We start from the raw sequence: 26,458 nt of genomic DNA, 5'->3' as shown, positions 1-26,458 counted from the left end.
GCTCGTCTCCTTCGACGTCGCGGGGGTCCCGGCCCGGAGCCGGGCGGAACCCCCGCGGGCCGTCACTTGTTGAGGATCGCCTCGATCGCGGTGTCCAGCTCGGTGGCGATCTCGGTGACGTCCCCGCCCTGCGCGATCTTCACGAGCGCGTCCGGGATCAGCTGCGCGGCCTCGACCTCACCCCACTGCGGGCTCGCGGGCGTCCCCTTCGAGTTGACGAGCGCGGCTGCCTGCGCCTGCGCGGATGCGGTGTCCGGGAGCGCCGAGGCCGCCTCGACGAGGCCCGGGATGAGGCTCTGCGCGGCGAGGAGCTCCTGGTAGCCGGCGGAGAGCATGATCTTCAGGGCCGCCTTGGCCTTGCCCTGCGCGTCGCTCTTGAAGGCGACGGCGATGTTCGAGCCGCCGGCGAAGATCGGCGCAGGCTCACCGGCGGTCGCGCCCGGCAGCGGCATGGCGCCGAGGTCCTTGGCGAACGTGTCAGGGCAGCCCTCGGAGGTCTCCTCGCCTTCGACCTCCCACGGCCAGGAGCCGTTGAGGTTGCCCTCGGCCCAGGCGGGGGTCGAGAGGAATCCGACCTCGCCGGCGCAGAAGGCGATGTTCGCGGCCTTCTCGTTGCCGTCCACGGGAGCGTTGGTCGCATTCTCGTAGACGTCCTGCAGCATCTCGAGGCCCTCGATGCTCTCCGGGCTGGACAGCTGCGCGTCCCACGTGTCGCCGTCCTGCACGGCGATCTCGCCGCCGGCCGACCAGATGTAGGGCAACGCGTTGTACCAGTCCTTGCCGGGCGCGTAGATGCCGGAGACCGTCGCGGTCGTGAGCTCCTTGCCCCGCTCGACGTACTGCTCGAGGGTCTGGGGCAGGGTGTCGCCGACGATCTGGGGCGTGTAGAAGACGACGCGTCCGCCCGCGTAGTACGGCGCCGCGTAGAGCGTCCCGTCGAGCGTGCCGGCATCCACGAGGCCGGCGACCATCTCGCCCAGGTCGCCCTCGATGTCGCTCAGGTCGGCGAACAGGCCGGCGTCGGCGAAGCCGAGGGCCTGCGTGTTGCCCACCTCCACGACGTCGGGGGCGCTGTTGGACGAGAGTGCGGCGGTGTACGTGTTGGACACGTCATCCCACGTCTTCTGCTCGATCGTCAGGGTCCAGCCTTCGTTCTCGTCCTCGAACGTCTCCTTCAGGTAGTCGCGTGCGGTCTGCGGCGTGTCCGCTCCGACGAGCCATACGGTGAGTTCACCGGTGGCCGCATCCGACTGCTCCGGAGCGGAGGTGCCGCTCGCTGCGCAGCCGGCGAGCACGACAGCCGAAGCGCCGAGAAGCGCGGGGGCTCCGAGCTTGGTGTTCATGGTGTCTTCCTTCTGTTCACGGTGGGATGCTCCGGGCGTGCGGCCCGGGAGCGCTGGCGTCAGGACACCCCGAGCTGTCCGGACAGGACCATGACGGCGGCGCCGCGGAGGACGATGTCCTCGCCTTGCTCCGTCATCCGCACCTGGACGCCGTCGTGGAACTCGGCGAGGGTCCGGGTGCGCAACGTCTCGACGGTCGCCTGCGCGAGTGGTCCGTCGAGAAGATCAGAGGGGCCGGAGAGCACGATCTCCGACAGGTCGAGGGCGCCGACGACCGGTGCGAGGGCGATGCCGAGGCGCTCGCCCGCGTCGCGGAGCACCTCGACGCGGTCCGCGCCGGAGTCGCGCAGCCGCGCCGTCAGGGAGGGCGCGGAGAGCCACGCCTCGAGGCAGCCGATCTTCCCGCACACGCACACCGGTCCCCCGTCGGTGCCGACCGTGACATGGCCGATCTCGCCTGCCGCGAAGCGGCTGCCGCGCATCGGCTGTCCGCCGGAGAGGAGGGCGGAACCCACACCGCGGCCGACCTTGACGAGCATCAGGTCGTCGCCGGCGCCACCGAACGTGTACTCCGCGAGGACCGCCGCGTTGGCGTCGTTGGCGACGAGCACCGGCAGCGCGAGCGCGTCGGACAGGATGCCCTGCAGGTCCAGGCCGACCCAGCCGAAGTTCGGTGCGGCGAGCACGACGCCGTGGTCGTCGACGACGCCGGGCGTTCCGACGCCGACGCCCAGCACGGGCGCGTGCGCGTCGGCGACGAGGGCGCGGGCCAACGCCGTCACGACGTCGATCAGGTCGGCCGGCGCGTCCGGCACGGCGGCCTCGTGACGGGCGACGATCTCCCCGTCGAGCGTGAGGACTGCGCCCAGGAACGTGTCCGTGCCGGAGAGGTCGAGGCCGACGATCCGGTGGCCTTCCCGGTCGAGGTCGACGAGGATGGCGGGCTTTCCGGGGCCGGTGACCTCCCGCATCCCGCGCTCGGCGACGTAGCCGTCGGCGATGAGCTCGGCGACGAGGTCGGAGATGGTGACGCGGGTGAGTCCGGTCTCCCGGGAGAGGTCTGCCCGGCTCATGGCACCCTGGTGGAAGAGGGTCTGCAGGACGAGGGAGCGGTTGTGCGCCCGGGCGTGCTCCGGGAGGACCTTTGCGCCGTGGCGCAGCGTCCGCCCGCCACCGAAGGATCGGTGGGCGACGGTCATCGTCTCGCTCGTGCGTCGTCGCATGTTTGTTAGTAGAGCTTACGAATTAGGGTCGCGCAACCCAGGAGCAGCAATTTGTGAGGCGTGTTTACAAAGTCGTTACATTCGGCGCGGGCCGACGAGGACGACCGGCATTCGTGTCCGAAGTGTGACGTGAGGTGGATGGGGGCCGTCGCGTACCATAGGCAGGACGCGAAACGCGCGCGGGATGACGGGGTGTCACGTGACGGATGTAGCCACGAAGAACGGGGCGGAGGACTCTCCGTCGACGGCTGAGACGACGACGGTTCTCCCCGCCGCGGACTGGGCCCCGACCGAGACGGCTCCCGCCGCACAGTGGGCGACCCCGGAACCCGCGCGCCGCAAGCGCCATCTCGGCCTCTGGATCGGCATCCCCGCCGGCCTCGTCGTGGCCGGCGCCGTTGCCGCCTCCCTCGTCCTCATCGCCCCGGGTACGGCCGTCGCCGGCGTCCCGGTGGGTTTCCTGACGCCCGGCGCCGCGACCGACGCCATCCAGAGCCGCCTCGCGGAGACCACCGTCACCCTGGGCGACGGCGGCCCGACCCTGTCCGGCGCCGACCTCGGCGCAGCCATCGACGCGGAGGCCGCCGCCTCGACGGCGTTCGGCGAGCGCCCGATGTGGAATGTCACGCAGTGGTTCGGCGACGGCTACGAGGTGCCGCTCACCATCGACACCGACACGGCGATCGCCGCGCTCCGCGACGCCGCCCCCACGATGTTCACCGACCCGGTGGGGGCGACCATCGCGTTCGACGGCACCGCGTATGCCGTGACGCCTGCCATCCCGGGCGAGGGCATCGATGTGGAGAGCATCCGCGGCGCCCTCGAGGATGCCTTCGCCTCCGGCGAGTCCACCGTGACCGTCGCCGCGGAGCCCGCCCTCATCGAGGCTGCGACGACCACCGAGATCGCGCAGGGCACGGCCGCCTCCCTCAACGCCATGCTCGAGAAGATCGGCTTCTATGTCGGCGAGGAGCGCACGGTGCCCGTGCCTGCTGCGACGGCGGCCGACTGGCTCACGGTCGAGGCCGATGAGACCGGTGCGTTCTCGATCACCGCCGACCCCGCGAAGATCCAGACGTTCGTCGACACGCTGAAGAGCCAGGTCGACCAGGCGCCCGCCAACGCGACCGTGCTCGTCAACTCCGCAGGAACCGTGCTGCGGACCGCCGTCGAAGGCCAGGAGGGGCGCACCCTCGGCGACACCTCCGGCGTCGCGAAGGACTTCGCGGACCAGCTCGCCGGCGGCGACGGCGTCTACGCGCTGCCCGTCGAGGTCGCGCCCCACACGACGACCGAGATCGTGCGCCTGCTCGAGGTCGACCTCAGCCAGCAGCGCCTTTACCTCAAGGAGAACGACGCCGTCGTCGAGAGCTGGCCGATCTCCAGCGGGCTCGACGTCTCCCCCACCTACCAGGGCCGCTACATGGTCAACTGGCACGTCCGTTCGCAGACCATGACCGCCAGCAACCCCGACAACCCGTACTGGAACTACGAGGTCGAGAACGTCGAGTGGGTCATGTACTTCAACGGCGACCAGGCGTTCCACGGCGTGTACTGGCACAACAACTTCGGCAACAAGATGAGCCATGGCTGCGTCGGGATGCCGAACTGGCGCGCCCAGCAGATCTACAACTGGGCGCCGAACGGCGTCGACGTGTGGATCCACGCCTGATCCTCGCCGCTCAGTAGTCTGGGGCCGTGCCCCGCTTCGACCTCTCCCCCGCCGATCTCGAGACCTACCTCCCGGACATCCGCGAGCCCGCGGACTTCGACGCGTTCTGGCAGGAGACCCTCGCCGCCTCCCGCGCCGTCGCGCGGCCGCCGGTCGTCAGCGCGGCGCCCTCGCCGCTGCGCACCCTCGACGTCTTCGACGTCACGTTCTCCGGGTTCGCGGGCGACCCGATCCGCGCCTGGCTGACCGTCCCGCGCGGCATCGAGGGTCCCCTGCCGGCTGTCGTCGAATACAACGGCTACGGCGGCGGGCGGGGCCTCCCGTTCGAGCGGATCGGCTGGGCGTCTTCGGGGTACGCGCACCTCTTCATGGACACCCGCGGCCAGGGATCGACGTGGGGAACCGGTGGCGCGACCCCCGACCCGCACGGCAGCGGCCCCTCGGCATCCGGTTTCATGACCCGCGGGATCGACGACCCCGCCGAGTACTACTACCGCCGGGTCTTCACGGATGCCGTGCTGGCCGTCGACGCCGTCCGCTCGCTCGATACCGTGGACGCCGCCCGGGTGGCGGTGGCCGGCGGCAGTCAGGGCGGCGGCATCGCGCTCGCCGCCGCGGGGCTGTCGGAGGGCCTTGTCGCGGCCATGCCGGACGTGCCGTTCCTGTGCCATTTCGAGCGCGCCGTCGGCCTCACCGACCGCGACCCCTACCAGGAGTTCGTGCGCTACCTCTCGACCCATCGCGGCGCCGAGGATCGCGTCTTCGAGACCCTGTCGTACTTCGACGGCGTGAACTTCGCCCGGCGCGCCCGCACGGCCGCGCTGTTTTCCGTGGGGCTGCTCGACCCGGTCTGCCCCCCGTCGACGGTGTACGCCGCGTTCAACCACTTCGGCGGCGCCGACAAGGCCATCGAGGTGTACGCGCACAACGAGCACGAGGGCGGCCAGGCCTACCAGTGGCTCGCGCAGACCGCTTTCCTCGGCGCGCGCGTCTGAGCCCCGCGGTCTAGGCCGACGCCACCTCGATCTGGCCGTGCCGGCGTGCACCGGCGTGCACCGGCGTGACGACGTCCCACATCGTGCGACCGGGCCGTGCTGCAGCCCCCGCGAAGCGTGACACGCCCCTTGGTCGTGTCACGACGCGCGCGGGTCGGCCGCGCCACCATCCGCGCGAAGCGTGACGCGCGGCCGCGTGCGACGGCATCCGGCGAGAGGACGGAAAAGGGGGCGGATGCCGCGCGGCACCGCCCCCGCTTCCCTCGAAGGTCAGCTCAGGCCGTCGATGACCTCGTTGAAGGTGGCCGACGGGCGCATGACCGCGGTGACCAGCTCGGCGTCGGGGCGGTAGTAGCCGCCGATCTCGGCGGGCGAACCCTGCACGGCGATCAGCTCCGCGACGATCTGCTCCTCGTGCGCGGCGAGCGCCTCCGCGACAGGTGCGAACGCGGCGGCCAGATCGGCGTCCGCGGTCTGCTGGGCCAGCTCCTGCGCCCAGTACAGGGCGAGGTAGAAGTGGCTGCCACGGTTGTCGGTCGTGCCGAGCTTGCGGCCCGGCGACTTGTCGTTCTCCAGGAACGTGCCGGTCGCGGCATCCAGCGTGTCGGCGAGGACCTTCGCCTTGGGGTTGTCGTTGCGCTCGCCCAGGTGCTCGAGCGACGCGGCGAGGGCGAAGAACTCGCCGAGCGAGTCCCAGCGCAGGTAGTTCTCCGCGACGAGCTGCTGCACGTGCTTGGGCGCCGAGCCGCCGGCGCCGGTCTCGAACAGGCCGCCACCGGCGAGGAGCGGCACGATCGAGAGCATCTTGGCGCTCGTGCCCACCTCGAGGATCGGGAACAGGTCGGTGAGGTAGTCGCGCAGCACGTTGCCGGTCACCGAGATGGTGTCCAGGCCCTGACGCAGCCGCGCCAGCGTGTAGCGGGTCGCCTCGGCAGGGGGCAGGATCGTGATCTGGATGCCGGCGGTGTCGAGGGTCGCGAGACCCTGGTGCACCTTGGCGATCAGCTGCGCGTCGTGCGCGCGGTTCACGTCGAGCCAGAACACGGCGGGCGAACCGGTGGCGCGGGCGCGGCTCACGGCGAGCTTCACCCAGTCCATGACAGCGATGTGCTTCGTCTGCGTGGCGCGCCAGATGTCGCCGGCGCCGACCTCGTGCTCGATGAGCACGGCCCCCTCGCCGTCCAGCACCTGCACGACGCCGGCGGACGGGATCTCGAAGGTCTTGTCGTGGCTGCCGTACTCCTCGGCGGCCTGCGCCATGAGGCCCACGTTCGGCACGGTGCCGATCGTGGTCGGGTCGAGCGGGCCGTTCGCGACGACGTCGTCGAGGACCGCCTGGTAGACACCGGCGTACGAGGAGTCGGGGATCACCGCGAGGGTGTCGTCCTCGGCGCCGTCGACGCCCCAGAGCTTGCCGCCGTTGCGCACGAGCGCGGGCATCGAGGCATCCACGATGACGTCGCTGGGCACGTGGAGGTTCGTGATGCCCTTGTCGCTGTTCGTATACGACAGGCGAGGACCGTTCTCAAGGGCCGCCGTGAACGCCGCGGCGATCTCGTCGCCGTCGGCGACCTCCGAGAGCCCGGAGAGGATCGCGCCGAGACCGTCGTTGGCGGTCAGGCCGGCGGCGGCGAGCTGGTCGCCGTAGGTCGCGAAGACGTCGGCGAAGAACGCGCGCACGACGTGGCCGAAGATGATCGGGTCGCTGACCTTCATCATCGTGGCCTTCAGATGCACGGAGTACAGCACGTCGTCGGCCTTGGCCTGCGCGAGGGTGTCGGCCAGGAACGCGTCCAGCGCCGCGGCGGAGAGGAACGTGGCGTCGATGATCTCGCGGGGCAGGACCTTCAGGCCCTCCTTGAGAACCGTCACGGTGCCGTCGGTCGCCGTGTGCCGGATGCTGAGCACGTCGTCGTGGGCGGCGACCCAGGACTTCTCGTTCGCCTTGAAGTCGTCGTGCCCCATCGTGGCGACGCGGGTCTTCGACCCGGCCGGGAACGGCTTGTTCAGGTGCGGGTGCTTGCGGGCGTAGTTCTTCACCGACAGGGGCGCGCGGCGGTCGCTGTTGCCCTCGCGGAGCACCGGGTTCACGGCCGACCCCTTGATGCGGTCGTAGCGGGCGCGGACGTCCTTCTCCTCGACCGTTGTGGCCTCGTCGGGGTAGTCCGGGATGTCGTACCCCTGGGCCTGCAGCTCCGCGACCGCGGCCTTCAGCTGCGGGATGGAGGCGGAGATGTTCGGCAGCTTGATGATGTTCGCCTCGGGCAGCGTGGCGAGGCCGCCGAGTTCGGCGAGCGCGTCGCCGACCTGCTGCTCCGGGGTGAGGCGCTGCGGGAAGGCCGCGAGGATGCGACCGGCCAGCGAGATGTCCCGCGTCTCGACGGACACCCCTGCCTGTCCTGTGTAGGCCTGCACGATGGGCAGGAACGAAGCGGTCGCCAGGGCCGGGGCTTCGTCGGTGTACGTGTAGATGATGGTGGGCTCGGGCACGTGTCGTCTCTTTCGTTCGCGAGCGGAGTTGTCTCGATATCAAGATACCCGAGGCCCCGCATGAACGACGCGGAAACAGATGTGCCCGGGTCGCGTTCGCCCGCTAGCCTGGGGACATGTCTGAGCTGCGAGTAGTGGAGCTGTCCGCATCGACCATCGTCGCGGTGAACAACATGTCCCTCAAGCCCGGTCAGGAGCAGTACCTCGCGCCGACGAGCTACGCCGTCGCCGGCGCCGTCGTGAACCCCGCCACCGCGTGGCAGCGCGTCGTCCTGGACGGCGACGAGGTCGTCGGGTTCGTGAGCGCGAACTTCGACCAGGAGGCCCCGCAGGAGCACTTCCGCTCCGTGCTGTGGCGCATCAACGTCGACGCGGACGACCAGGGCCGCGGCGTGGGACGCTTCGCCGTCCAGCAGCTTCTCGAGGAGGCCCGCGCCCGGGGCATGGACCACGTGAACGTCATCTTCGAGGGCGGCGAGGGCGGCCCGGAGGCCTTCTTCCGCCGCGTCGGCTTCACCCCGGTCGACGAGACCGAGTTCGGCGAGGTCGTCGCCGAGATCCGCCTGTAGCCCCGGAGGGCTCGTCGGGAGGCCCGGCCGGCACGTCGGGATGCGCCACGGGACGCCCGCGGCGTGCGAGTCGGGAAGCCGAGGCGTGCGTCCCGGGAGGAGATGACGCCTCGGGAGGATGGCATCCCGGCATCCATCCTCCGCAGATGCCATCTCCTCCCGAGGCGTCCGCGTCCGCGGCCGGCTCCCGCGGGCCCCTGGTTCGCGGCCGGCTCCCGCGGCGCGCGCGTCGGGACGCCGAGGCGTGCGCCCCGGGAGGAGATGACGCCTCGGGAGGATGGCATCCCGGCATCCATCCTCCGCGGATGCCATCTCCTCCCGAGGCGTCCGCGTCCGCGCCCGGGGCGCCCCGGTTCGCGGCCGCCTCCCGAGGCGTCCCGGTCTGCGGTCAGACGAGCGACTCCCGCCATGCGGCGTGCAGCTGCGCGAACTTGCCGGTCCCCGCGATGAGCGCGTCCGGCTCGTCGTCCTCGATGATGCGACCGTGCTCCATGACGAGTACGCGGTCGGCGATCGCGACCGTCGACAGCCGGTGCGCGATGATGATCGCGGTGCGGTCGGCGAGCAGCGTCTGCAGGGCGTCCTGGATCTGGCGCTCGCTGGGCATGTCGAGGGATGCCGTCGCCTCGTCGAGGATCAGCACCGCGGGGTCGGCGAGGAAGGCCCGCGCGAAGGAGATCAGCTGACGCTGACCCGCCGAGACGCGGCCGCCGCGCTTGTTGACGTCGGTGGCGTACCCGTCGGGGAGCTTCGAGATGAACTCGTCCGCGCCCACGGCGCGAGCGGCGGCCTTGATCTCGTCGAGCGTCGCCTCGGGCTTGCCGAGCGCGATGTTGTCGGCGACCGTGCCACTGAAGAGGTACGCCTCCTGCGTCACCATCACGATGGCGCGGCGCAGGTCCTTCGGGTGCATCGAGCGCAGGTCGACGCCGTCCAGCGTGACGGCGCCGCGTGACGGGTCGTAGAACCGCGAGACGAGCTTCGCCAGCGTCGACTTGCCCGCTCCGGTCGTGCCGACGAGCGCGACGGTCCGGCCGGCCGGGATGTCCAGCGAGAAGTCCGGCAGGATGACGCGGTCGTTCGCGTAGCCGAACTGCACGTCCCGGAACTCGATGTGTCCCTTCGCCGTCCACAGGTCCACGGGCTTCGCCGGGTCGGGCACGGTCGGGGACTCCTCCAGGACGCCGGACACCTTCTCCAGCGCGGCGGTGGCCGACTGGTAGGAGTTCAGGAACATCGCGACCTCTTCGAGCGGGCTGAAGAAGTTGCGCACGTACATGACCGCCGCCAGCAGTGCGCCGAGCGCGAGAGTGTCGTCGACGACGCGGAACGCGCCCCACAGCAGCACGATCGCCATCGTCACGTTCGCGAGCAGGATGAGACCCGGGTCGAGGATGCCGTACAGCTTCACGAGCTTGAGGTTCACGCGGCGGTACTCCGCGGAGATCTCGCCGAACTCCTCGTCGTTGCGCTTCTCCTTGCGGAACGCCTTGACGGCCCGGATGCCGGTCATCGTCTCCACGAACTGGACGATGAGCTTCGCGCTCACCACGCGGGAGACGCGGAAGCCCTTCTGCGACTCGATGTAGAACCAGCGCATGAGGAGCGCGAGCGGAACACCCATGACGAGCAGGACCACGCCGCTCTGCCAGTCGAGGAGGAACAGCGCCACGAGCGTGAAGACGCCGTACAGCGCGCCCTGGACGAGCTGGTTGAGGCCGCCGTCGAGGAGCTCGCGGATCGACTCCAGGTCGCTGGTCTGCCGCGAGATGATGCGTCCCGACGTGTATGTCTCGTGGAACTCCAGGCTGAGCCGCTGCGTGTGCCGGAAGATGCGTGTCCGCAGATCCATGAGGATCGCCTGCGTCAGGCGCGCGGAGAGCACGACATACCAGCCGATGAGGCCCGCGCCGGCGATGCCGGTGACGAGGTAGAGGGCCGTGACGCCGAAGGCCGGCATCCAGTCCATCTGGTCGACCGCGCGCGGGAGCGCCGTGTCGATGCCGTAGGCGATGAGCGCGGGGCCCAGCACGCGGAACGCCGTGGAGACGACGATGACCGAGGCGGTGAGGGCCAGCAGTCCGCGCATGTTGGACACGAGCGAGCCCAGCAGGCGGAGCGACCGGCGGCGGATCGCCCGGCTCTCGTTCTTCGTGTAGTCGCTGCGGTCTTCGCCGCGGGTTCCCTGGACGGTCTCCTCGCTCACAGGTTCACCTCCATCTCTCGGTGACGCGTATCCTCGGCCTCCAGGCTCGAGATGACGTGGCGGTAGTGCTCGCTGGTGCGGAGCAGCTCGACGTGGGTGCCGACGGCCGTGATGCGACCGGACTCGAGCACCGCGACGCGGTCCGCCAGCGCGACCGTCGACGGACGGTGCGCGACGATGAGCGCGGTCGTGGTGGCCAAGACGCGGCGCAGCGCGGCCTCCACGAGCGCCTCGGTGTCGACGTCGAGCGCCGACAGCGGGTCGTCGAGGACCAGCACGGTCGGCCGCGCGGCGACGGCGCGCGCGAGCGCGAGGCGCTGGCGCTGGCCACCGGAGAGGCTCAGACCCTCCTCGCCCACCGTCGTGTCGACGCCGTTGGGCAGGTCGTGCACGAACTGCGCCTGCGCGATCTGCAGCGCCTCGGCCAGCACGGCGTCGGCCTCGGGGCTGCGCAGATCGAGGTCGTCGCGGCCGAGCAGCACGTTCTCCCGTACGGTCGCGGAGAACAGCGTCGCGTCTTCGAACGCCATCGCGATGTTGCGGCGGAGGTCGTCGAGCGTCAGGTCGCGCACATCGACGCCGTCGAGCTCGACGGCGCCCTCCGTGACGTCGTACAGGCGCGTGGGCAGGGTCGTCAGGGTCGTCTTCCCGGAGCCGGTGAGGCCCACGAGCGCCATGGTCTCGCCGGGCTCGAGCACGAGGTCGATGCCGTCGAGCAGGTCGCGCTCGGTGGCCGCGGCATCCTGATACCGGAAGTGCACGCCGCGGAACGCGAGCTCGCCGCGCGGCTCGGCGATCGTCTTCGGGTCCGGCGCGTCGACGATCGCGTTCTCCTCGTCCATGACCTCGTAGATGCGGTCGGTGGCGGTGCGGGTGTCGACGAGGAACGAGAAGAGGAACCCCAGCGATTCCAGCGGCCAGCGCAGGGCGGTCGCCATGGCGAAGAAGCCGAGCATCTCACCGACGGTGAGCTGCCCCTGCGTCGTCAGCCAGATGCCGATGAGGAGGCACAGCGCGAACGCGATCATGGGCACGACTTCGAGCCAGAACCACAGCAGGCCGACTTCCTTGGCCTTGCCGAGTTCGGTCTGGCGGAGCGTCTCCACCTGGCGGGTGAACTTCTGCAGCGCGTGCTTGCCGCGACCGAACGCCTTGAGGACCCGGATGCCGTGCACGCTCTCCTCGACGGACGTCGCGAGGTCGCCGGCCTGATCCTGGCTCTGCCGGGCCAGCACGTTGTAGTGCCGCTCGAAGCGGTAGCCGAAGAACCACAGCGGGATGGACACGACGAGGAACGTGGCGCCGAGCGCCCAGTGCCAGCGGAACAGCAGGACGGCGCCGATGATGATCGTCAGGACGTTGACGACCAGCAGGATGGAGCCGAAGGCCAGCCAGCGGCGGACGAGGTTGATGTCCTGCATCATGCGGCTGAGCAGCTGACCCGACTGCCAGCGGTCGTGGAACGCGACCGGCAGACGCTGCAGGCGCCGGTAGAACTGCTGGCGGATCTCGTACTCGACGCCCGTGGCCGGGGAGAGCACGAAAGCACGCCGCAGGTACACGAAGAGGGCCTCGAGCGAGCCGAGGACGAGCACGCCGATCGACGCCCAGACGATGACCGTGAGGTCGCCGGAGGCGATCGGGCCGTCGACGGTCGCCTGCAGGACGAGCGGGATCATCAGCGAGACGACCGCGGCGCCGAGCGCGCTGAGGAGCCCGGCGAACAGCCGGCCCATGACGGGCTTGGCGAAGGCGAGGATGCGGGCGAGGGCCCGCAGGGTGGAGAGACGTTCCGGAGGGGTCATGGTCCTTGGGAGGGGTGGTGGCGGATCGCGGAGGCGACAGGTCGTGGGAGCGCGCAGCGGCGCGGCAGGTGCGATGCCCTGACGGAGTGAACGCGGGGTGCGGCGGGTCTATGCCGCCGAGGAGGTGCGGATCGCCGCGTTAACCCTCGAAAGTCCCGAACCCACCGACGGCGAGGAGCACGGGCTTCGTGGTGACGATGGCCTGATACATGGCGTCCTCCTGGTCCGGTGAGTGGGGCTGTCGCGCGCCGAGGCGACGCGACAGCCCTCCAGACTATGTCTGGGAGTTCGCTGAGCGCAACCTCCGATGTGCTCAGGCCTCGCGGACGAGGAGCGCGCGCTTGACGTCGGTCCCCCACGCGAAGCCGCCGAGGGACCCGTCGGAGCGGAGGACGCGGTGGCACGGGATGAAGAGGGCGGGGGCGTTGCGCGCACAGATCGAGGCGGCCGCGCGCACCGCGCGGGGCTGCCCGATCACGGCGGCCAGCTCGGTGTAGGTGAGCGGCCGCCCGGGAGCGATACGGCGGAGGGCGGCCCAGCCGGCGGTCTGCAGCGGCGTCCCGCTCTGGACGACCTCGACGGCGTCGATCGCCGCGAGGTCGCCGTCGTAGTAGCGGCGGACGGCGTCGGCGGCCGCGGTCTCCCCCGCCTGCACGCCGTCGGGCAGCACGCGCAGTCGACCGAGGATCGCCTCGGCGTCCGCGGTCCACCCGGAGGCGAGGACGCGTCCCGCCTCGTCGGCGAGCAGGGTGAAGGGGCCGTCCGGCGTGTCGAGGGTCTGGATCACGGCGGTCATGTCTGCTCCTGGCTGATGTCGGTGCGGGTCGGCGGGGTCGGTCGTGTCGTCCGGCGCGGGCGTGGTGCGGTGGATGCGGCGCGCCAGAGGTGGGCCGTGAGGTAGCTGCGCCACGGGGCGACACCCGCGGACCACTCCTCGAGCCCGCGGGGGTCCGCCGGGATGCCGGCCGCCGCGGCGCCGGTGCGGACGGCGACGTCGCCGGGCAGCGAGACGTCGGGATCGCCGAGCACGCGCATCCGGACGTAGTCCGCCGTCCACGGGCCGATCCCGGGCATCGCGAGCAAGGCCGACCGCTGGGCGGGGCCGTCGTCGCCGGCGGTGAGGGTCAGGCTGCCGTCCGCGAGGGCGGCCGCGGCGCCGGTCAGCGCGCGGATGCGCGCGCCCGGGCCCCGCAGCACCTCGTGGCCGCGCTCGGCGATCGCGGCCATGGTGGGGAAGAGCAGCGGGGTCTCCACGAGGCCGGGCGCGGGCTCGCCGAGCGCCTCGGACAGCGCGGTCAGCGCGGTGCGGGCGGCGCCGACGGTGATCTGCTGGCCGACCATCGCCCGGATGAGCATCTCGTGCGGGTCGGCGGCGCCGGGCACGCGGATGCCGGGAACCGCGGCGACGAGCGGCGCCAGCTCGGGGCGGCCGCCGAGCGCCGCGTCCACGGCGACGGGGTCGGCGTCGAGATCGAACAGCCGACGCGCCCGCGCGACGACGGTCGGCAGGTCGCGCAACTGGGTGAGGCGCGTGCGGAGCCGCATCCGTCCCCCCTCGTCCGCGCGGAGCTCGAACCAGGCCGGACCGCCGTCCAGCCGCAGCGAGCGGGCGAACGAGGTGGCCGTGGCGACCTCGACGCCCGGGATCGCGCGCGCGGCCATCCACGCGAAGAGCCCCTCGGTGTCCAGCGGCGCGCGGTGCGGCAGCACGAGGTCGATCGTGCCGGGCTCGCCGGCCGCACCGTTGCGGTGCCGGCGGGCGCGCAGCGCGAGCGGCGGCATGCCGAACACCTCGCGGACCGTGTCGTTGAACTGACGGACGCTCGCGAAGCCGGCGGAGAACGCGACCTCGGACGCGGGAAGGTCGGTGCCCACGAGCAGCATCCGCGCCGTGTGCGCGCGATGTGCGCGGGCCAGCGCGAGCGGTCCGGCGCCGAGCTCCGCGGACAGCATCCGTGTGAGGTGGCGCGGCGAGTAGCCGAGGCGCGCGGCGAGACCGGACACCCCCTCGCGTTCGACGACGCCGTCGGCGATGAGGCGCATGGCGCGGGCCGCGACATCGCCGCGGAGGTCCCACTCCGGCGAACCCGGCGCCGCCTCGGGGAGACAGCGACGGCACGCACGGTAGCCGGCCTCGTGCGCCGCCGCGGAGGTCGGGTAGAAGGTGACGTTGCCGGGCTTCGGGGTGCGGGCCGGGCAGCTGGGCCGGCAGTAGATGCCGGTCGTGCGCACCGCGGTCACGAACTGGCCGTCGAAGCGGGTGTCCCGCGCGTCGATCGCACGGTACCGCTCGTCGAAGGTCATGCTCATCGGCATGCCTCTACTCTGGCACGCCCGACGGGTCCGGTCTCGCGGAAATCGGACACGGCTGTTCGGGCCCCGCCCGGCCTCCGCAGGAAGGGCGGGCGGGGCCGCGCGTCACCGCTCCAGGAGGGCGAACCCGCCGGCGGGCAGCACGATCATGCGGTCACCGCGGAGCTGCTTCGTGTCCGTGAGCCGGCCCTGCGCATCGTAGATGTACGCCACGGCGCGCTCGCCGTGCACCCCCACGACGACCGGCTCCCGGCGCGTCGATGCGGAGTGCACGAGCTCCGTGCGCCCCTCGCCGGTCAGCACGAGGCGGGAGACGACGGGGCGGATGAGCAGGGCGTCCAGCTGCAGCGTCCCACTGGTGACCTCGACCTGCACGGTGGGCTGCTTCCCGCGGACGGTGCGCTCCAGACTCCGCGGCAGCAGCACGCCGGGAGTCGGGGAGATCCCCTGCGCGGGTGCCGTCTCGCGCAGCTCGCCGAGCCGCTGCCGTTCCGCGCGCCACGTCGAGCTGCTGGCGCGGTCCGGTGCCGACCAGACGACCGGCTGGACGATGCGGTCCTGCGGGTGGACGCCGATCGTGAAGGAGGCGTGCTGCCCCGTGGCCAGGGCCAGCCCGCCGCCGGACCACAGCGACTCACCCGTCCACGCCTCCGGGGTGATCACGGTGCCGTCGGTCGTCGCGGTCTCCGCTTCGACGACGCGCAGCCCATCCCGGTCGGCGACGTCCGTGACCGATGTCGCCCGGGCGGCGAGCGCCGGGTGCGCGTCCAGCGCGATCATCGTGAGGAGGCCGTGGATCGTGCTCTCCGCGCCGCTGTTGCGGTTGACCGAGCCGTCGGGCTGCAGCCCGTCGTAGGTGACGCCGGTGGCGGGGATGTACATGTCGACGCCCGCGCGATTCGCGCCGAAGAACCAGGCTGCCTGCACGGCGGCCAGCTGATCGAAGCCCGTCGAGCCGGTGGCGTCCGCGACGGCGAGCAGCGATTGCACGCGGGAGTCCGCGCCGTACGCGATCTGCACACGGTCGGCGGGCGTCGGGAACCATCCGTTGTCCGGTCCGCCCGCGGTCAGCAGCGTCGTCGTGAAGCTCGCGGCGTCGCGGACGGCCGGAGCCAGGAGACTCGGGGCGCTCAGCGTCTCCGATGCGACGGCGAGCGCCGCCGGCATCTGCGAACCCCACGCGTGCCACATGCTGCGCGAGAGCGCCCACGGAAGCACCGCCCCGTACGGCCAGGACTGCTGATCGTCGGCGCCCATCGCCGCGATCCCCTCCGCGAGCTTGCTCAGGGCGTCCTGCACCTGCGCCCCGGCACCGCCGGCCTCGACGCGGGCCGCGAGGCCGAGGACGGCTTCCGCGGACGCGTCGGCGCCGTCGACGATGAGCCACGCCGGCACGCGCATGCCGTCGGCCTGCGTCCAGACGCCGTAGTCGACGAGCTCCTGCCGCGCGACGGCATCCACCGCGAGGGTGAGCCGTTCATCCAGGAAGGCCGCGAACGCGGGATCGGCGCCCGCGAAGGCCGCGTAGCCCTCGCCGAACGCCCAGATCGTGCGGGCGAGCCAGTAGCTGGGGCCGGAGTCGGACGGGTCGGGGAGTTCGACGGGTTCGGGCGAGGGGTTCAGGGTCCCGTCCGGCTGCATCCACAGGACGACGTTGCCGGCGTTCGGACCCTCGGTGGTCTGCAGGTAGGCGAGGGCGCGCAGCAGCTCGTACGCGCTGTCGCGGCTGCTCGCCTCCCCCGTGAGCTCCCAGTGCCGCAGGTACACGACGGCCGCGCGGGAGATGTCGTCCGCGTTGTACGCGCCCTGCCCCCAGTAGCCTGTCGCGGGGTCGAGCGGGCCTCCGCCGACCCGTTCGAAGGTGCCGCCGTCGCGCGCATCGGCGTAGGTCCACGGCATCACGAGCGTCGGCTCCTCCGCGAGCCGGTACGTCGTGTGACCGGGGACATCCGCCGGCGGGGTCGCCCCGTCGAGGAGGAAGTCCAGGTGCGCGAGGTTGGTCAGCGGGGGCATGGCTGCCGTGGCCGCCGGAGCGGACCGGGCGGGTGCCGCCGCAGGGGCGGGGGCCGCGGCTGCCGCCGTCGGCACGGCGAGCGCCGTGGCGGTGACGATGGCGAGCACGGCGCCGAGCACGCGCCCTCGCCGTCGGGGCTGCTGGTTCATGATTCCTCCGATGGTTCCGGGCGTCGTCGCCCGTTCAGGTCTGGTCGGTCCGCTCCAGCAGGGCGACGCCGATCTTCGAGTCCGCCATGCCGTAGAAGACGTAGTGGCGACCGTCGATCTCCTCGATGGCGGTCGGGAAGACCACGTTCGGGACGATGCCGCTGCGTTCGTCGTCGGTCTCCGGGGCGAGGAGCGGCTCGCTCGTCCGGTCCAGGACGCGGGTGGGGTCGTCGGCATCCAGGATCATCGCGCCGGCGGCGTAGTTGACGTTCTGCTGCTGCGCGAAGGCGTTGTCGATGACGCCCGTGACCCCGTGATGGATTACGAGCCAGCCCTCCGGCACGCGCAGCGGCGCAGGTCCGCCGCCGATCTTGAGCTCCTCGAACGCGTACTTCGGACCCGCGAGCATGCGGCTCTGCTCCCACAGGACCAGGGCGGAGAGGTCCGCGCGGACGGCGTCGAGCGGGATGTAGGCGATCCAGATCGACTGCCGCTCGTCGGTGACGCCGGCGGGCACCCGGACGCCCTCCCCCGGCTTCGTCTCGCCGAGGTTCCACATCGGCCGGTGCAGCACGGCGAGCGCCTCCCTGCCGTCCGGCGCGGTGACCGGCTCGGGGAAGAAGACGGTGTCCTTGTTGTGGAACAGGTTGAGGTCCATGTCCAGCTGGTCGTCGAAACGGAACAGGGCGGGGCCGAGCCGCCGCCACTGCGTGAGGTCCTCCGACACCGCGACCGCCGTCCGCGGCCCCAGCGGCCCGAACGCGACATAGGTCATGACGTGGAGTCCGAGCGCCTCGATCCACGTGACCCGGGGGTCTTCGACGCCGGCGTTGCCGACCCCGCGCTCCCATCCGCGATCCGGTTCCAGGACGACGCCGCGGCGCTCGACGCCGACCGGGACGCCGTCCTCGACGAGGACGCGGGCGAGCCCCACCCGTGAGACGTTGCCGGCGGCGACGAGCCGCGGCAGCAGATACACCTCGCCGTCGGGCCCCCGGCCGGAGCCGGGGTTGAGCACGCCTTCCGCCTCGTGCGGGTCGTCGGGGTCCGGCGTCATCACGACGCCGACGCGGGACAGACGGTAGGGGAACGCGGTCATGTCAGCCTTTCACTCCGGAGCCGATGTCGTTCGACGTGAAGTAGCGCTGCGACAGCAGGAACAGCACGACGGCCGGGACGGCGAGCACGACCGCGCCGGCCATCATGGCGCCGAACGGGTTCGCCGCGGACGCGGCGATGTTCGAGATGAAGTTCGCGAGCGACACCGCCAGGGGCTGCATCGACGCTTCCTTCGTGATGAGGAACGGCCAGAGGAACTCGTTCCACGGACCGATGAAGGTCAGCAGCACCGCGGTCAGCAGCGCCGGCCGCACGAGCGGCAGCGCGACGCTCCACAGCAGCCGGAACTCGCCCGCCCCGTCGATGCGGGCCGCGTCGAACATCTCCTTCGGCAGCTGCAGGAAGTACTGCCGGAAGATCAGCACCGCCGTGGAGTTGATGAAGAACGGCAGGATCATGCCGAGGTAGCTGTCGGCCATCCCGAAGTCGCGCGCGATCATGACGTACAGCGGGATCATCAGCAGCTGGAACGGGATGACCTGCACCAGCAGCACGAGACCGAACGCGACGCCCCGGCCGCGCCAGTGCAGCACGGCGAGCGCGTACCCGGCGAGGACGCCGAACACGACCGTCCCGAGCAGCACGCCGCCGGTGAAGATGCCCGAGTTCGCGAGGCCCTGCAGCAGGTTGATCCGGTCGTTGATGGCGACGTAGTTGTCGACGGACAGGTTGGCCGGGTTCGGGAAGGCGCCACCGATCGACGGGTCGACCTTCGTCTGCAGCGATCCCACGATCATGTAGTAGAAGGGGAACAGGAAGAACAGCGCGCCGAGACTCAGCACGACGTACAGCGCGATCTTGCTTCCGAGTGCGCGTTTCACGATTCCTCACCTCCCACGAGCTTGCGCTGGATGGCGGCTATCACGAGCACGAAGATGATCAGGATGACCCCGATCGCCGCCGCGATGTCGGGATTGCCCTGCTCGATGCCGCGCTGGTAGATCAGCAGCACGGGCGAGGTGGATGCTCCGTTCGGCCCGCCGCCGCCGGTCAGCAGATAGGGCTCGGTGAAGAGGTTCGCGCCGGTGATGGTCGCCAGCAGCACGACGAGCAGCGTCGCGGGGCGGACGCCCGGGACGACGACGGAGAAGAACTGGCGCATCCGCCCGCCCCCGTCCACCGACACCGACTCGTACAGCTCGTTGGGGACGTTCTGCAGCGCGGCGAGGTAGAGCAGGATGTAGAAGCCCAAGCCCTTCCACGTGACGAAGAACGCGATCGTCGGCATCGCGAGCCACGAATTGATGACCCACGACGGGGTGGGTGCCAGCGGCCCGAGCACGTTGTTGACGAGGCCGTTCTCGGCGAAGAGGAAGAGCCACACCGCCACGACGGCGACGGATGCCGTGACGTACGGCACGTAGTAGGCGACCCGGAAGAAGGTACGGGCGTGCACGACACGGTTCAGCGCCGTGGCGAGCACGATCGAGAGCACGACCGTCAGCGGCACGTTGATGAGGAGGAAGATCCCGACGTTGAGGAACGAGCGCCAGACGGCGGGGTCGGAGAGCACCTTCGCGAAGTTGTCGAACCCGACGAACGGGCGGTCGACGACGGCGCCGGGAGCGGCGAAGAAGTAGTCGTGGAACGACATCCATACCGCGAAGACGATCGGGTACGCGAAGACGATCCCGAGGAAGACCAGGTACGGGGCGATGAACACCATCCCGAGCGGCTGCGAGCCGAGGATGCTTCCCCGGCGGCGCTTCTTCTCGGGGGCGGGCGGGGCGGCCGACGCGGCCGGCCGGGAGGGCTGCGCGGCGCCCTCCCGGTCCGGCGCGCCGGTGACGCCGGCGGTCATGTCAGTTCCCCGCCGCGAGCTCGTCGACCTTGGCGGCCGTGTCGGAGAGGAAGGAGTCCACGTCCCCCTCGCCGAAGATGATCGCCTTCGAGTAGCCGTCGCGGAACGCCTGCCAGATCTCGACCGAGTTCGGCACGTTCGGCACCTCGACGGTGCGCGCAGCCTGGTCGCCGAAGACCTCGTACGCGGGGTTGGCGGTGAAGTAGTCCGGGAAGGTGCCGGTGAGGTCCTGCCGCAACGGCATCTGCCCCGTGGCCTCGAGCCACTGACCGTCCTGCTCCTCGCTCGTGGCGAACTTCAGCACGTCCCACGCGGTGGCCTGGTTCTCGCAGGCCGTGAACATCCCGACGTTCTTCGCGTCGCTGAAGGTCCACGTGTCGGCGGGGTCCGTGCCGTCCTTCGTCGGGATCGGGACCGACCCCCAGTTCACGCCGTCGCCGTACACCGAGATGGCCCACGGGCCGACGATCGACATCGCGGCGTACCCGTCGGCGAACGCGTCGCCCTGGTACTGCTCCTGGCCCGCCAGCTTCTCCTCGTACAGCGTGCGCCAGAACTCGGCGACCGCCTTGCCCTCTTCGCTGTCGAACGTCGCCTTGCCGTCCTCGAGCAGCAGGGTGCCGCCGGTCTGGGCCGCGTACAGCGGGTAGAAGTCGAACCACGACTGGAAGAACTCGCTCGTGGGAGCCGGGTTGATCGCGTACTGCGCGACGCCCTTCTCCTTCAGCGTCCGCGCGGTCTGGAGGAACTCGTCGTAGGTCGACAGCGACGGGTTCTCCGGGTCGAGGCCGGCCTGCTGGAACATGTCCTTGTTGTAGAAGATCATGACCGGGTTGGACTTCCACGGCATCTGATAGAACGAGCCGTCCTCGGACCGGTACTGGTCGGCGAGGTCCCCGCTGCGCTCCGTGATGTAGTCGTCGCCGTCGGGGAAGTCCGACAGGTTGACCAGGCCGCCCTGCTTCTGGAACTGCGGGACGGCGGCGGGGGCGGTGTTGAAGATGAGGCACGGGGCGTTGCCGGCCGTGATGGCGGCGCCGATGACCTCCTCGCTGGAGGACCCGGCGGGGATCTCCTGCGCCTTGACCTGCTCGTCGGGGTTGTCCTTGTTCCACGCCTCGACCATCTGCTTGCCCCAGGTGATCTCCTGCTCGTTGTTGGAGTACCAGATGGTGATGTCGCCACGACCCTCCGGGTCGGCGGCCTGATCGCCGCCTCCGCCGCCGCAGGCGGTGAGGGCGAGGGTGGATGCCGCTGCTGCGGCGATGACCAGTGTGCGTCGTTGCATTGTCGTGCTCCTCCATGTGCGTCGCGGCTCAGGCCGCGGGACACCGTTGGCTGGGACCGACGGTGGTCTCGACCGATGCTGGTGCCCACGCTCGTCGGCCCGTCGGTGCACGACAAGCCGGTTGTGCGGACGGGGAACCGGGTGTATACCCGCACACCAGTCCGGTGTTGCGACGGCCCCCGCGTGGGTAGCGTGTGCGCATGACTTCACGCGAGTACGACCTCATCGTGATCGGCGCCGGCGCGGTCGGCGAGAACGTGGCGGACCGTGCCGTGCAGGGCGGCCTGTCCACGGTCATCGTCGAATCCGAGCTCGCGGGCGGGGACTGCTCCTATTGGGCGTGCATGCCGTCGAAGACGCTGCTGCGGAGCGCGGCGAGCCTGCGCGGGGCGCGGAGCGTCGACGGCGCGCGACAGGCGGTCACGGGAGAGCTCGACGTCGCCGCCGTGTTCGCGCGCCGGGACCGGATCGTGCACGACTGGGACGACGGCGGGCAGGTGCGGTGGCTGGAGGGCGCGGGCATCGATCTGGTCCGCGGACACGGCGCGCTGACGGGGCCGAAGAAGGTCACGGTGACCTCACCGGAGGGCGGGGAGACGCGGCTCGTCGCCCGGCATGCCGTGGCGGTCTGCACCGGCTCGGCCGCGCTGATGCCCGACGTCCCGGGGCTTCTCGAGGTCGAGCCGTGGACGAGCCGGGATGCGACGTCGTCGCCGTCCGCGCCGGTGTCGCTCGTCATCCTGGGCGGCGGGGTGGTCGCCGTGGAGATGGCGACCGCCTATGCGGGTTTCGGCACCGACGTGACGATCGTGGCGCGATCGGGACTGCTCTCCGGTGTGGAGGACTTCGCGGGGGACGCCGTGCGCCAGGGCCTGGAGGCCATGGGGGTCACGGTGCGCCTCGGAGCGACGGCATCCGCGGTGCACGGCACCGATGACGGTGCGGTCGTCGTGCTCTCCGACGGCGGCCGGGTCGCGGCCGAGCGCGTGCTCGTGGCGACCGGGCGCGTCCCGCGCACGATGCGCATCGGGTTGGAGACCGTGGGGCTCATGCCCGGCGAGTGGCTCGATGTCGACGACACGCTGCGCGTGCCGGGGACGGACTGGCTGTACGCCGTGGGCGACGTCAACCACCGCGCCCTGCTGACGCACCAGGGGAAGTACCAGGCCCGCGCCGCCGGCGACGTCATCGCGGCGCGGGCGCGCGGCGCGGCGGTCGACGACGGCCCGTGGGGCACGCATGCCGCGACCGCCGACCACGCCGCGGTGCCGCAGGTGGTCTTCGCCGACCCGGAGGTGGCCTCCGTCGGGATCAGCTCGACGAAGGCCGCGGACGAGGGCCGGCCGGTGCGGGTGCTGGATGTCGACCTCGCCGAGCTGGCCGGGTCGAGCACCTACTCCGACGCCTACCGGGGACAGGCCCGGGCGGTGGTCGACACCGACCGGCATGTGCTCATCGGGGCGACGTTCGTCGGCCCCGATGTCGCCGAGCTGCTGCACGCGGCGACGATCGCGATCGTCGGAGAAGTGCCCCTGCAGCGCCTCTGGCATGCCGTGCCGCCGTACCCGACGGTCAGCGAGCTGTGGCTGCGCTGGCTGGAGGACTACGGCCGACCGGCCGGCTGAGCCGGCGCCGTCCAGGTCAGGGACGAGACGGAGAGATCCAGCAGCGTCCGGATGAGGACGAGGGGACGGTCGTCGGCGGGCACGTCGACCGGCCGGGCGATCGTGGCCGTGAGCTGCAGACCGCGGCGTCGCCCGGTGCCGGGGATCGGCGTGAGGTACACGATCTGCGTGCTGAGGAACTCGGCGTCGTCGAGCCGTTGACGCGACTCGCGCTCGAACCGGAGGAAACGCTTGTCGCCGAGGAGCGGCGTCGCGCCGGCCTCCCGGATGAGCGCCTGCACGAGCGGATCGAGCGTGCCGCCGGGCGACGCCGGGGTGCGCAGGGACGCCACGAGCGAGGCCGGCAGGGCGAGGGCCTCGTCGTCTCCCGTCGCCGGGGTGAAGAACGCGATGACCGAGGCCGACGCCATCTGCTGGAACGCGTCGTCCAGCATCGGGCGGACGCGGGCGAACAGATCGGGGCGGTGCGCCTGCAGGAGCCGGCCGCGCACGGCGTCGACCATCTCGTCGCGCTGGGCGGCCGAGGCGTCGCGGCGCACCCACCCGGTCGGCAGGGCGAGGGAGAAGGCCGGGTCGGCCGCCCCGAGACGCGCGCGCAGGCTGACCCGCTCCGGCGTGCGCTGCAGGGCGTCGTGCGTGGTGGCGTCGTTCACCGGGGCCTCCTCATGACTCGTCGTCCAGCACGAACAGGGTGCCGGGCTGGGCGGTGCGGGCGCGCTCGAGGAGCCCGGATTCGATGACGCCCCGTTCGTGCAGGACGGCGAGGGCGGCGTCACGGTCGGCCGTGATGGCGATGCGCTCCTCGTACGGCAGCGCCGCCGTCTTCGCACGGATCTGGGCGACGGCGACCGTCGACGGCATGGTCTCCGGGGCCGCGGCGACGGTCTCCGGGGCGCGCGTGCGGAACCGGAGCAGCATCGCGATCGCGGTCACGACGGCGATCGCGAGACACGCGAGGACAGGCGGGTACCAGGCCGCCCACGCGTCGAAGCCGTCCGCGGCGGCGGTGTTCGGCATCCCCACGACGGCGAACCCGGAGAAGACGACGGCGACCAGCACGATCCCGAGGAGGAGCCCGTCGTAGCGGGCGCCGCCCCGCAGCCAGCCGATGAGCAGGACCAGCTGGGCGACGGCGGCGACGATGAACATGACACCCGCGAGGGGCACGGATGCCGAGGCATCCATCCGGAAGAAGTTGAACCGGTCCCCGCCCATCGCGGCGACGGCGACCACGGGGGCGGCGGCGGCGACGATGGCGAGGACGACCGCCAGCGCCGTGCCCGCGCGGCGCACCGGCGAAGGGCGGCGTGCCGTCTCGCGCGCGGCGAGCGCCGCCCCGTCGGCGCCGAAGAGGGCGTAGATGTCCGGATGGCGCTGGAACGCCATGACCTCCAGGAGCCCGAAACGCACGGGGGCGGCCAGCGAGTGCTCCTGCGCCCACTCCCGGGCGCTCGCGTGACGGAAACTCATCGTGTCGGCACGGTATCAGCCCAGTCCGCATCCGCGGAGGCGTCCAGGAACCCGGCCGGCGCCGACGCGCGCACGGGGGTCCCGTCCGGGGCGATGAACTCGAGGGTCTGGACGAACGCGTGGAACTGCCCGATCAGCAGGGCGAACAGTTCCGGGACCGTGGGCTCGAACGAGGCGACGACGGCGGACTCGCCGGCGACGAAGGCGATGTCCAGGCCCACGAGATCGACCTCCTCCGCGCGGACGCGGCGCACGACCTGCACGCCGACACCGAGCCCCTCGGCCTCGTACAGGTTCCCGGCGCCGGGACCGGGAGCGACCTCCGGCGCGGCGCCGAAGGCGGCGTGCACGTGGGCGACGAGGGGCGCCGGGACCGGCCACAGCTGGAAGGCGAGCGCCGCGTCGACGGGGCGCGCGTCGAGCCCGAGACGCAGCAGCGCCCGCACGGACGGCTCCGTCTCAGAACGCCAGCGCGCCCCCCAGGCCTCCTGCAGCTCCGCGGTCTGCGCGTCGACCCAGGCCTCGGCATCCTCGACGCGGTGCGGCTGCAGGAGCCAGCCGGCGGTCTCGCTGCGGCCGGACAGCCGCCAGAGGCCGTCGCCCCATCCGGGCGGCGGCGCCAGGGGGGCATCGGCCCCCACGGTGCTCGCGTGCGTCACAGCAGCGCCCCGACCCACGGGAACATGCTGCTGGGCTTCTGGTCCTTGTTGCCGGTCCAGGTCGCGATCTTGTCGCCGACGCCCCACGCGCCGGAGATCATCATGTAGCCGCCCTCCCAGGCCGCGGACAGCGTGCTGGAGGTGCACCAGCCGTTGATCGACCCGCCGACGGTCTCGGCCAGGTCGGTGAGGCCCGCAGAGTTCCGGCCGAACATGAACCGGCACATGATGTCGCCCGCCCCGGCGGGGTTGTTCATGCTCCACAGCCCCCGGAACGCGGCCGACGCCCCGTTCAGACCGCCGCCGGCGAAGCGGGACAGGATCGACATGTTGCGCAGCTGCCCGCCGGCCGCCGACCACGCGGACGGGCGGAAGGCGGTGACCATGTCACCGCCGAAGGAGATGAGGCCGGTGCGCCCCTGGAAGAGCTTGCCGACCTTCCCGAACGGGATGACGCCGACGATCGCGATGATGAGCTTGTCCATGCCGGCGTCGTCCCGGAGCACCTGATAGGCGGTCAGCAACAGCGTCGCGACCCCGAGAACCGCGCCGATGAGCGCGAAGATCGGGCCGCCGATGATGATCCCGGCGATCGCGATGACGAGGGAGACCCAGCCGAGGACCTCGAGCACGACGGCGACGACACCGTCGACGTTGTCCCAGAAGCTGTCCTTGATCGCGCCGTCGAGGACGTCGCCGATGCCGGTGACGGCCGCGTCGAACGCGTCCTCCCACGTGTCGTAGTGCCGGTCGAAGGCGCGCGCCTCGAGGACCCAGTCGTCGTAGAGCTCCTCCTTGCGCTCGTTGTCCTCCTGGCGGCTCTCCGCGAGGTCCGGGAAGGCCTCCAGGGACAGCAGCGCCGTGGGGTGGTGCGGGGCCGCCGCGTAGTCGGCCCAGGCCTGCCGGCACGCGGAGACCGCCGTGCGGATGAGCGGCTGAACCTCGCTGACGGCCCGGCCGTAGTCGACCAGGACCGGGCCGGTCGGCTCGTACATCTCCCCCGCGCGGCGCAGCTCGACATACGTGTCGCCGACGATCTCGCGGATCTTCTCGATCGCCTTGCCGCGCTGGTCGTCGCCGTCGACGAGATCCTGCAGCACGTCCGCGCTCTGGACCATCTGCCGCCCGATCGACTCGATGCGACGGCCGCGTCGCGTGATCGTGGCGCCGTCGCCCTCGAGCTCCTCGATGTGCCGGCCGGCCGGGGAACGTTCCATGCGTATGGTCCTCTCCGTGTCAGGCCGGGGTCGGCCGGGTCGCGTCGCTGAGTCCGGAGGCGTCGACATCCATGCCCGCGGCGGTCTCGGCATCCCACTCGGCGAAGCCGTCGACGACGCCGACGACGTGCTCGTGGATCTTCGTGATGTCGCGGATGAGGTCACCGCGCCGGTTGTCCCAGCGCGACTCGAAATCGCCGACCTTGTCGCGAAGCCGGTCCTTCCCGAAGGGGGTGCCGATCGCGTCGCGCAGCTCGTCGGAGAGGCTCCCGGCTTCCTCGAGCTCGTCGAGGATCCGGGCGAGGCGGCCGCTCGTGCGGCGCAGCGTCGCGTAGTTGATCCAGACGGCGTCGTCGGCCATGCGCGGTCCCTTCCTCGTCGTGCGGCGGTTCCCTCACGCTAACGACACGCGGGCCGGGGCGTCGATGGGGAGCACTGCCCATCGCCCCGGACGCACGGAACGGGGGCCGACCGCGTGGTCGACCCCCGTTCGAAAGCGA

Annotated in this window: 21 protein-coding genes; 4 read left to right on the top strand and 17 right to left on the bottom strand. The window is 71.5% G+C overall.

The window, feature by feature from the left end; genetic code table 11:
* Positions 1-62: 62 nt before the first annotated feature.
* Together MSA03_RS06850 and MSA03_RS06845 are read right to left on the bottom strand one after the other, a co-directional pair.
* On the bottom strand, positions 63-1,343 hold the full coding sequence (locus MSA03_RS06850) for an extracellular solute-binding protein (RefSeq protein WP_147050141.1): 1,281 nt from the start codon (positions 1,341-1,343) through the stop codon (positions 63-65).
* Positions 1,344-1,402: 59 nt separating this feature from the next.
* Complete coding sequence (locus MSA03_RS06845) at positions 1,403-2,542, bottom strand: ROK family transcriptional regulator (protein ID WP_036273001.1); 1,140 nt, start codon at positions 2,540-2,542, stop codon at positions 1,403-1,405.
* Between the two features lie 223 nt (positions 2,543-2,765).
* Between MSA03_RS06845 and MSA03_RS06840 the strand changes: the two genes are divergently transcribed.
* Together MSA03_RS06840 and MSA03_RS06835 are read left to right on the top strand one after the other, a co-directional pair.
* Positions 2,766-4,238, top strand: coding sequence for a L,D-transpeptidase family protein (locus MSA03_RS06840; protein WP_244946350.1), 1,473 nt, complete (start codon positions 2,766-2,768; stop codon positions 4,236-4,238).
* A gap of 26 nt (positions 4,239-4,264) precedes the next feature.
* The gene (locus MSA03_RS06835) at positions 4,265-5,233 is read left to right on the top strand and encodes an acetylxylan esterase (protein WP_147050138.1); all 969 of its coding nucleotides are present in this window, start codon (positions 4,265-4,267) and stop codon (positions 5,231-5,233) included.
* Between the two features lie 270 nt (positions 5,234-5,503).
* Here MSA03_RS06835 and MSA03_RS06830 read toward each other — a convergent pair whose 3' ends face one another.
* The gene (locus MSA03_RS06830; protein ID WP_147050137.1) at positions 5,504-7,723 is read right to left on the bottom strand and encodes an NADP-dependent isocitrate dehydrogenase; all 2,220 of its coding nucleotides are present in this window, start codon (positions 7,721-7,723) and stop codon (positions 5,504-5,506) included.
* A 116-nt stretch (positions 7,724-7,839) separates the two neighbouring features.
* Here MSA03_RS06830 and MSA03_RS06825 point away from each other — a divergent pair, with 116 nt between their 5' ends.
* Positions 7,840-8,292: a GNAT family N-acetyltransferase gene (locus MSA03_RS06825; protein ID WP_147050136.1), complete on the top strand. Its 453-nt coding sequence runs from the start codon at positions 7,840-7,842 to the stop codon at positions 8,290-8,292.
* Between the two features lie 388 nt (positions 8,293-8,680).
* Here the strand turns inward: MSA03_RS06825 and MSA03_RS06820 are convergent, their stop codons facing one another.
* From MSA03_RS06820 to MSA03_RS06780, 9 genes are all read right to left on the bottom strand, one after another.
* Positions 8,681-10,498 (bottom strand): ABC transporter ATP-binding protein, encoded by a 1,818-nt coding sequence (locus tag MSA03_RS06820; RefSeq protein WP_147050135.1) that lies wholly within the window; start codon positions 10,496-10,498, stop codon positions 8,681-8,683.
* Entirely contained in the window at positions 10,495-12,303 is a 1,809-nt protein-coding gene (locus tag MSA03_RS06815) for an ABC transporter ATP-binding protein (protein ID WP_147050134.1), read from the bottom strand. Before MSA03_RS06815 ends, MSA03_RS06820 begins: the two co-directional genes overlap by 4 nt.
* A gap of 313 nt (positions 12,304-12,616) precedes the next feature.
* Positions 12,617-13,099, bottom strand: coding sequence for a methylated-DNA--[protein]-cysteine S-methyltransferase (locus MSA03_RS06810; protein ID WP_147050133.1), 483 nt, complete (start codon positions 13,097-13,099; stop codon positions 12,617-12,619).
* On the bottom strand, positions 13,096-14,619 hold the full coding sequence (locus MSA03_RS06805; RefSeq protein ID WP_147050132.1) for an AlkA N-terminal domain-containing protein: 1,524 nt from the start codon (positions 14,617-14,619) through the stop codon (positions 13,096-13,098). Before MSA03_RS06805 ends, MSA03_RS06810 begins: the two co-directional genes overlap by 4 nt.
* 102 nt (positions 14,620-14,721) lie before the next feature.
* Positions 14,722-16,779 (bottom strand): hypothetical protein, encoded by a 2,058-nt coding sequence (locus MSA03_RS06800; RefSeq protein ID WP_147050131.1) that lies wholly within the window; start codon positions 16,777-16,779, stop codon positions 14,722-14,724.
* A 34-nt stretch (positions 16,780-16,813) separates the two neighbouring features.
* Positions 16,814-17,878: a glycoside hydrolase family 130 protein gene (locus MSA03_RS06795; RefSeq protein WP_147050130.1), complete on the bottom strand. Its 1,065-nt coding sequence runs from the start codon at positions 17,876-17,878 to the stop codon at positions 16,814-16,816.
* A gap of 1 nt (position 17,879) precedes the next feature.
* Positions 17,880-18,719, bottom strand: coding sequence for a carbohydrate ABC transporter permease (locus tag MSA03_RS06790; protein ID WP_147050129.1), 840 nt, complete (start codon positions 18,717-18,719; stop codon positions 17,880-17,882).
* A complete protein-coding gene (locus tag MSA03_RS06785) occupies positions 18,716-19,699 on the bottom strand; it encodes a carbohydrate ABC transporter permease (protein WP_147050128.1) in 984 nt (327 codons plus the stop codon). The genes MSA03_RS06790 and MSA03_RS06785 overlap by 4 nt, the downstream gene beginning before the upstream one ends.
* A 1-nt stretch (position 19,700) precedes the next feature.
* The gene (locus MSA03_RS06780) at positions 19,701-20,987 is read right to left on the bottom strand and encodes an extracellular solute-binding protein (RefSeq protein ID WP_147050127.1); all 1,287 of its coding nucleotides are present in this window, start codon (positions 20,985-20,987) and stop codon (positions 19,701-19,703) included.
* Between the two features lie 200 nt (positions 20,988-21,187).
* Between MSA03_RS06780 and MSA03_RS06775 the strand changes: the two genes are divergently transcribed.
* Entirely contained in the window at positions 21,188-22,612 is a 1,425-nt protein-coding gene (locus tag MSA03_RS06775; RefSeq protein WP_147050126.1) for a dihydrolipoyl dehydrogenase family protein, read from the top strand.
* Here the strand turns inward: MSA03_RS06775 and MSA03_RS06770 are convergent.
* The 5 genes from MSA03_RS06770 to MSA03_RS06750 are packed head-to-tail and all read right to left on the bottom strand — an operon-like array spanning position 22,591 to position 26,319.
* Positions 22,591-23,265, bottom strand: a complete 675-nt coding sequence (locus tag MSA03_RS06770) for a protein TPRXL (protein WP_147050125.1) — start codon at positions 23,263-23,265, stop codon at positions 22,591-22,593. The two genes, MSA03_RS06775 and MSA03_RS06770, sit on opposite strands and share 22 nt — an antisense overlap.
* Positions 23,266-23,275: 10 nt before the next feature.
* Entirely contained in the window at positions 23,276-24,082 is an 807-nt protein-coding gene (locus MSA03_RS06765; protein WP_028496901.1) for a hypothetical protein, read from the bottom strand.
* Positions 24,079-24,741, bottom strand: coding sequence for a hypothetical protein (locus tag MSA03_RS06760; RefSeq protein WP_147050124.1), 663 nt, complete (start codon positions 24,739-24,741; stop codon positions 24,079-24,081). Before MSA03_RS06760 ends, MSA03_RS06765 begins: the two co-directional genes overlap by 4 nt.
* The gene (locus tag MSA03_RS06755) at positions 24,738-25,958 is read right to left on the bottom strand and encodes a hypothetical protein (protein ID WP_147050123.1); all 1,221 of its coding nucleotides are present in this window, start codon (positions 25,956-25,958) and stop codon (positions 24,738-24,740) included. The genes MSA03_RS06760 and MSA03_RS06755 overlap by 4 nt, the downstream gene beginning before the upstream one ends.
* A 19-nt stretch (positions 25,959-25,977) precedes the next feature.
* Positions 25,978-26,319: a hypothetical protein gene (locus MSA03_RS06750; protein WP_028496904.1), complete on the bottom strand. Its 342-nt coding sequence runs from the start codon at positions 26,317-26,319 to the stop codon at positions 25,978-25,980.
* Between the last annotated feature and the right edge of the window lie 139 nt (positions 26,320-26,458).

The organism is Microbacterium saccharophilum, assembly GCF_007992455.1.
Lineage (GTDB): Bacteria > Actinomycetota > Actinomycetes > Actinomycetales > Microbacteriaceae > Microbacterium > Microbacterium saccharophilum.
This window is presented reverse-complemented; position numbering and strand designations above follow the sequence as displayed.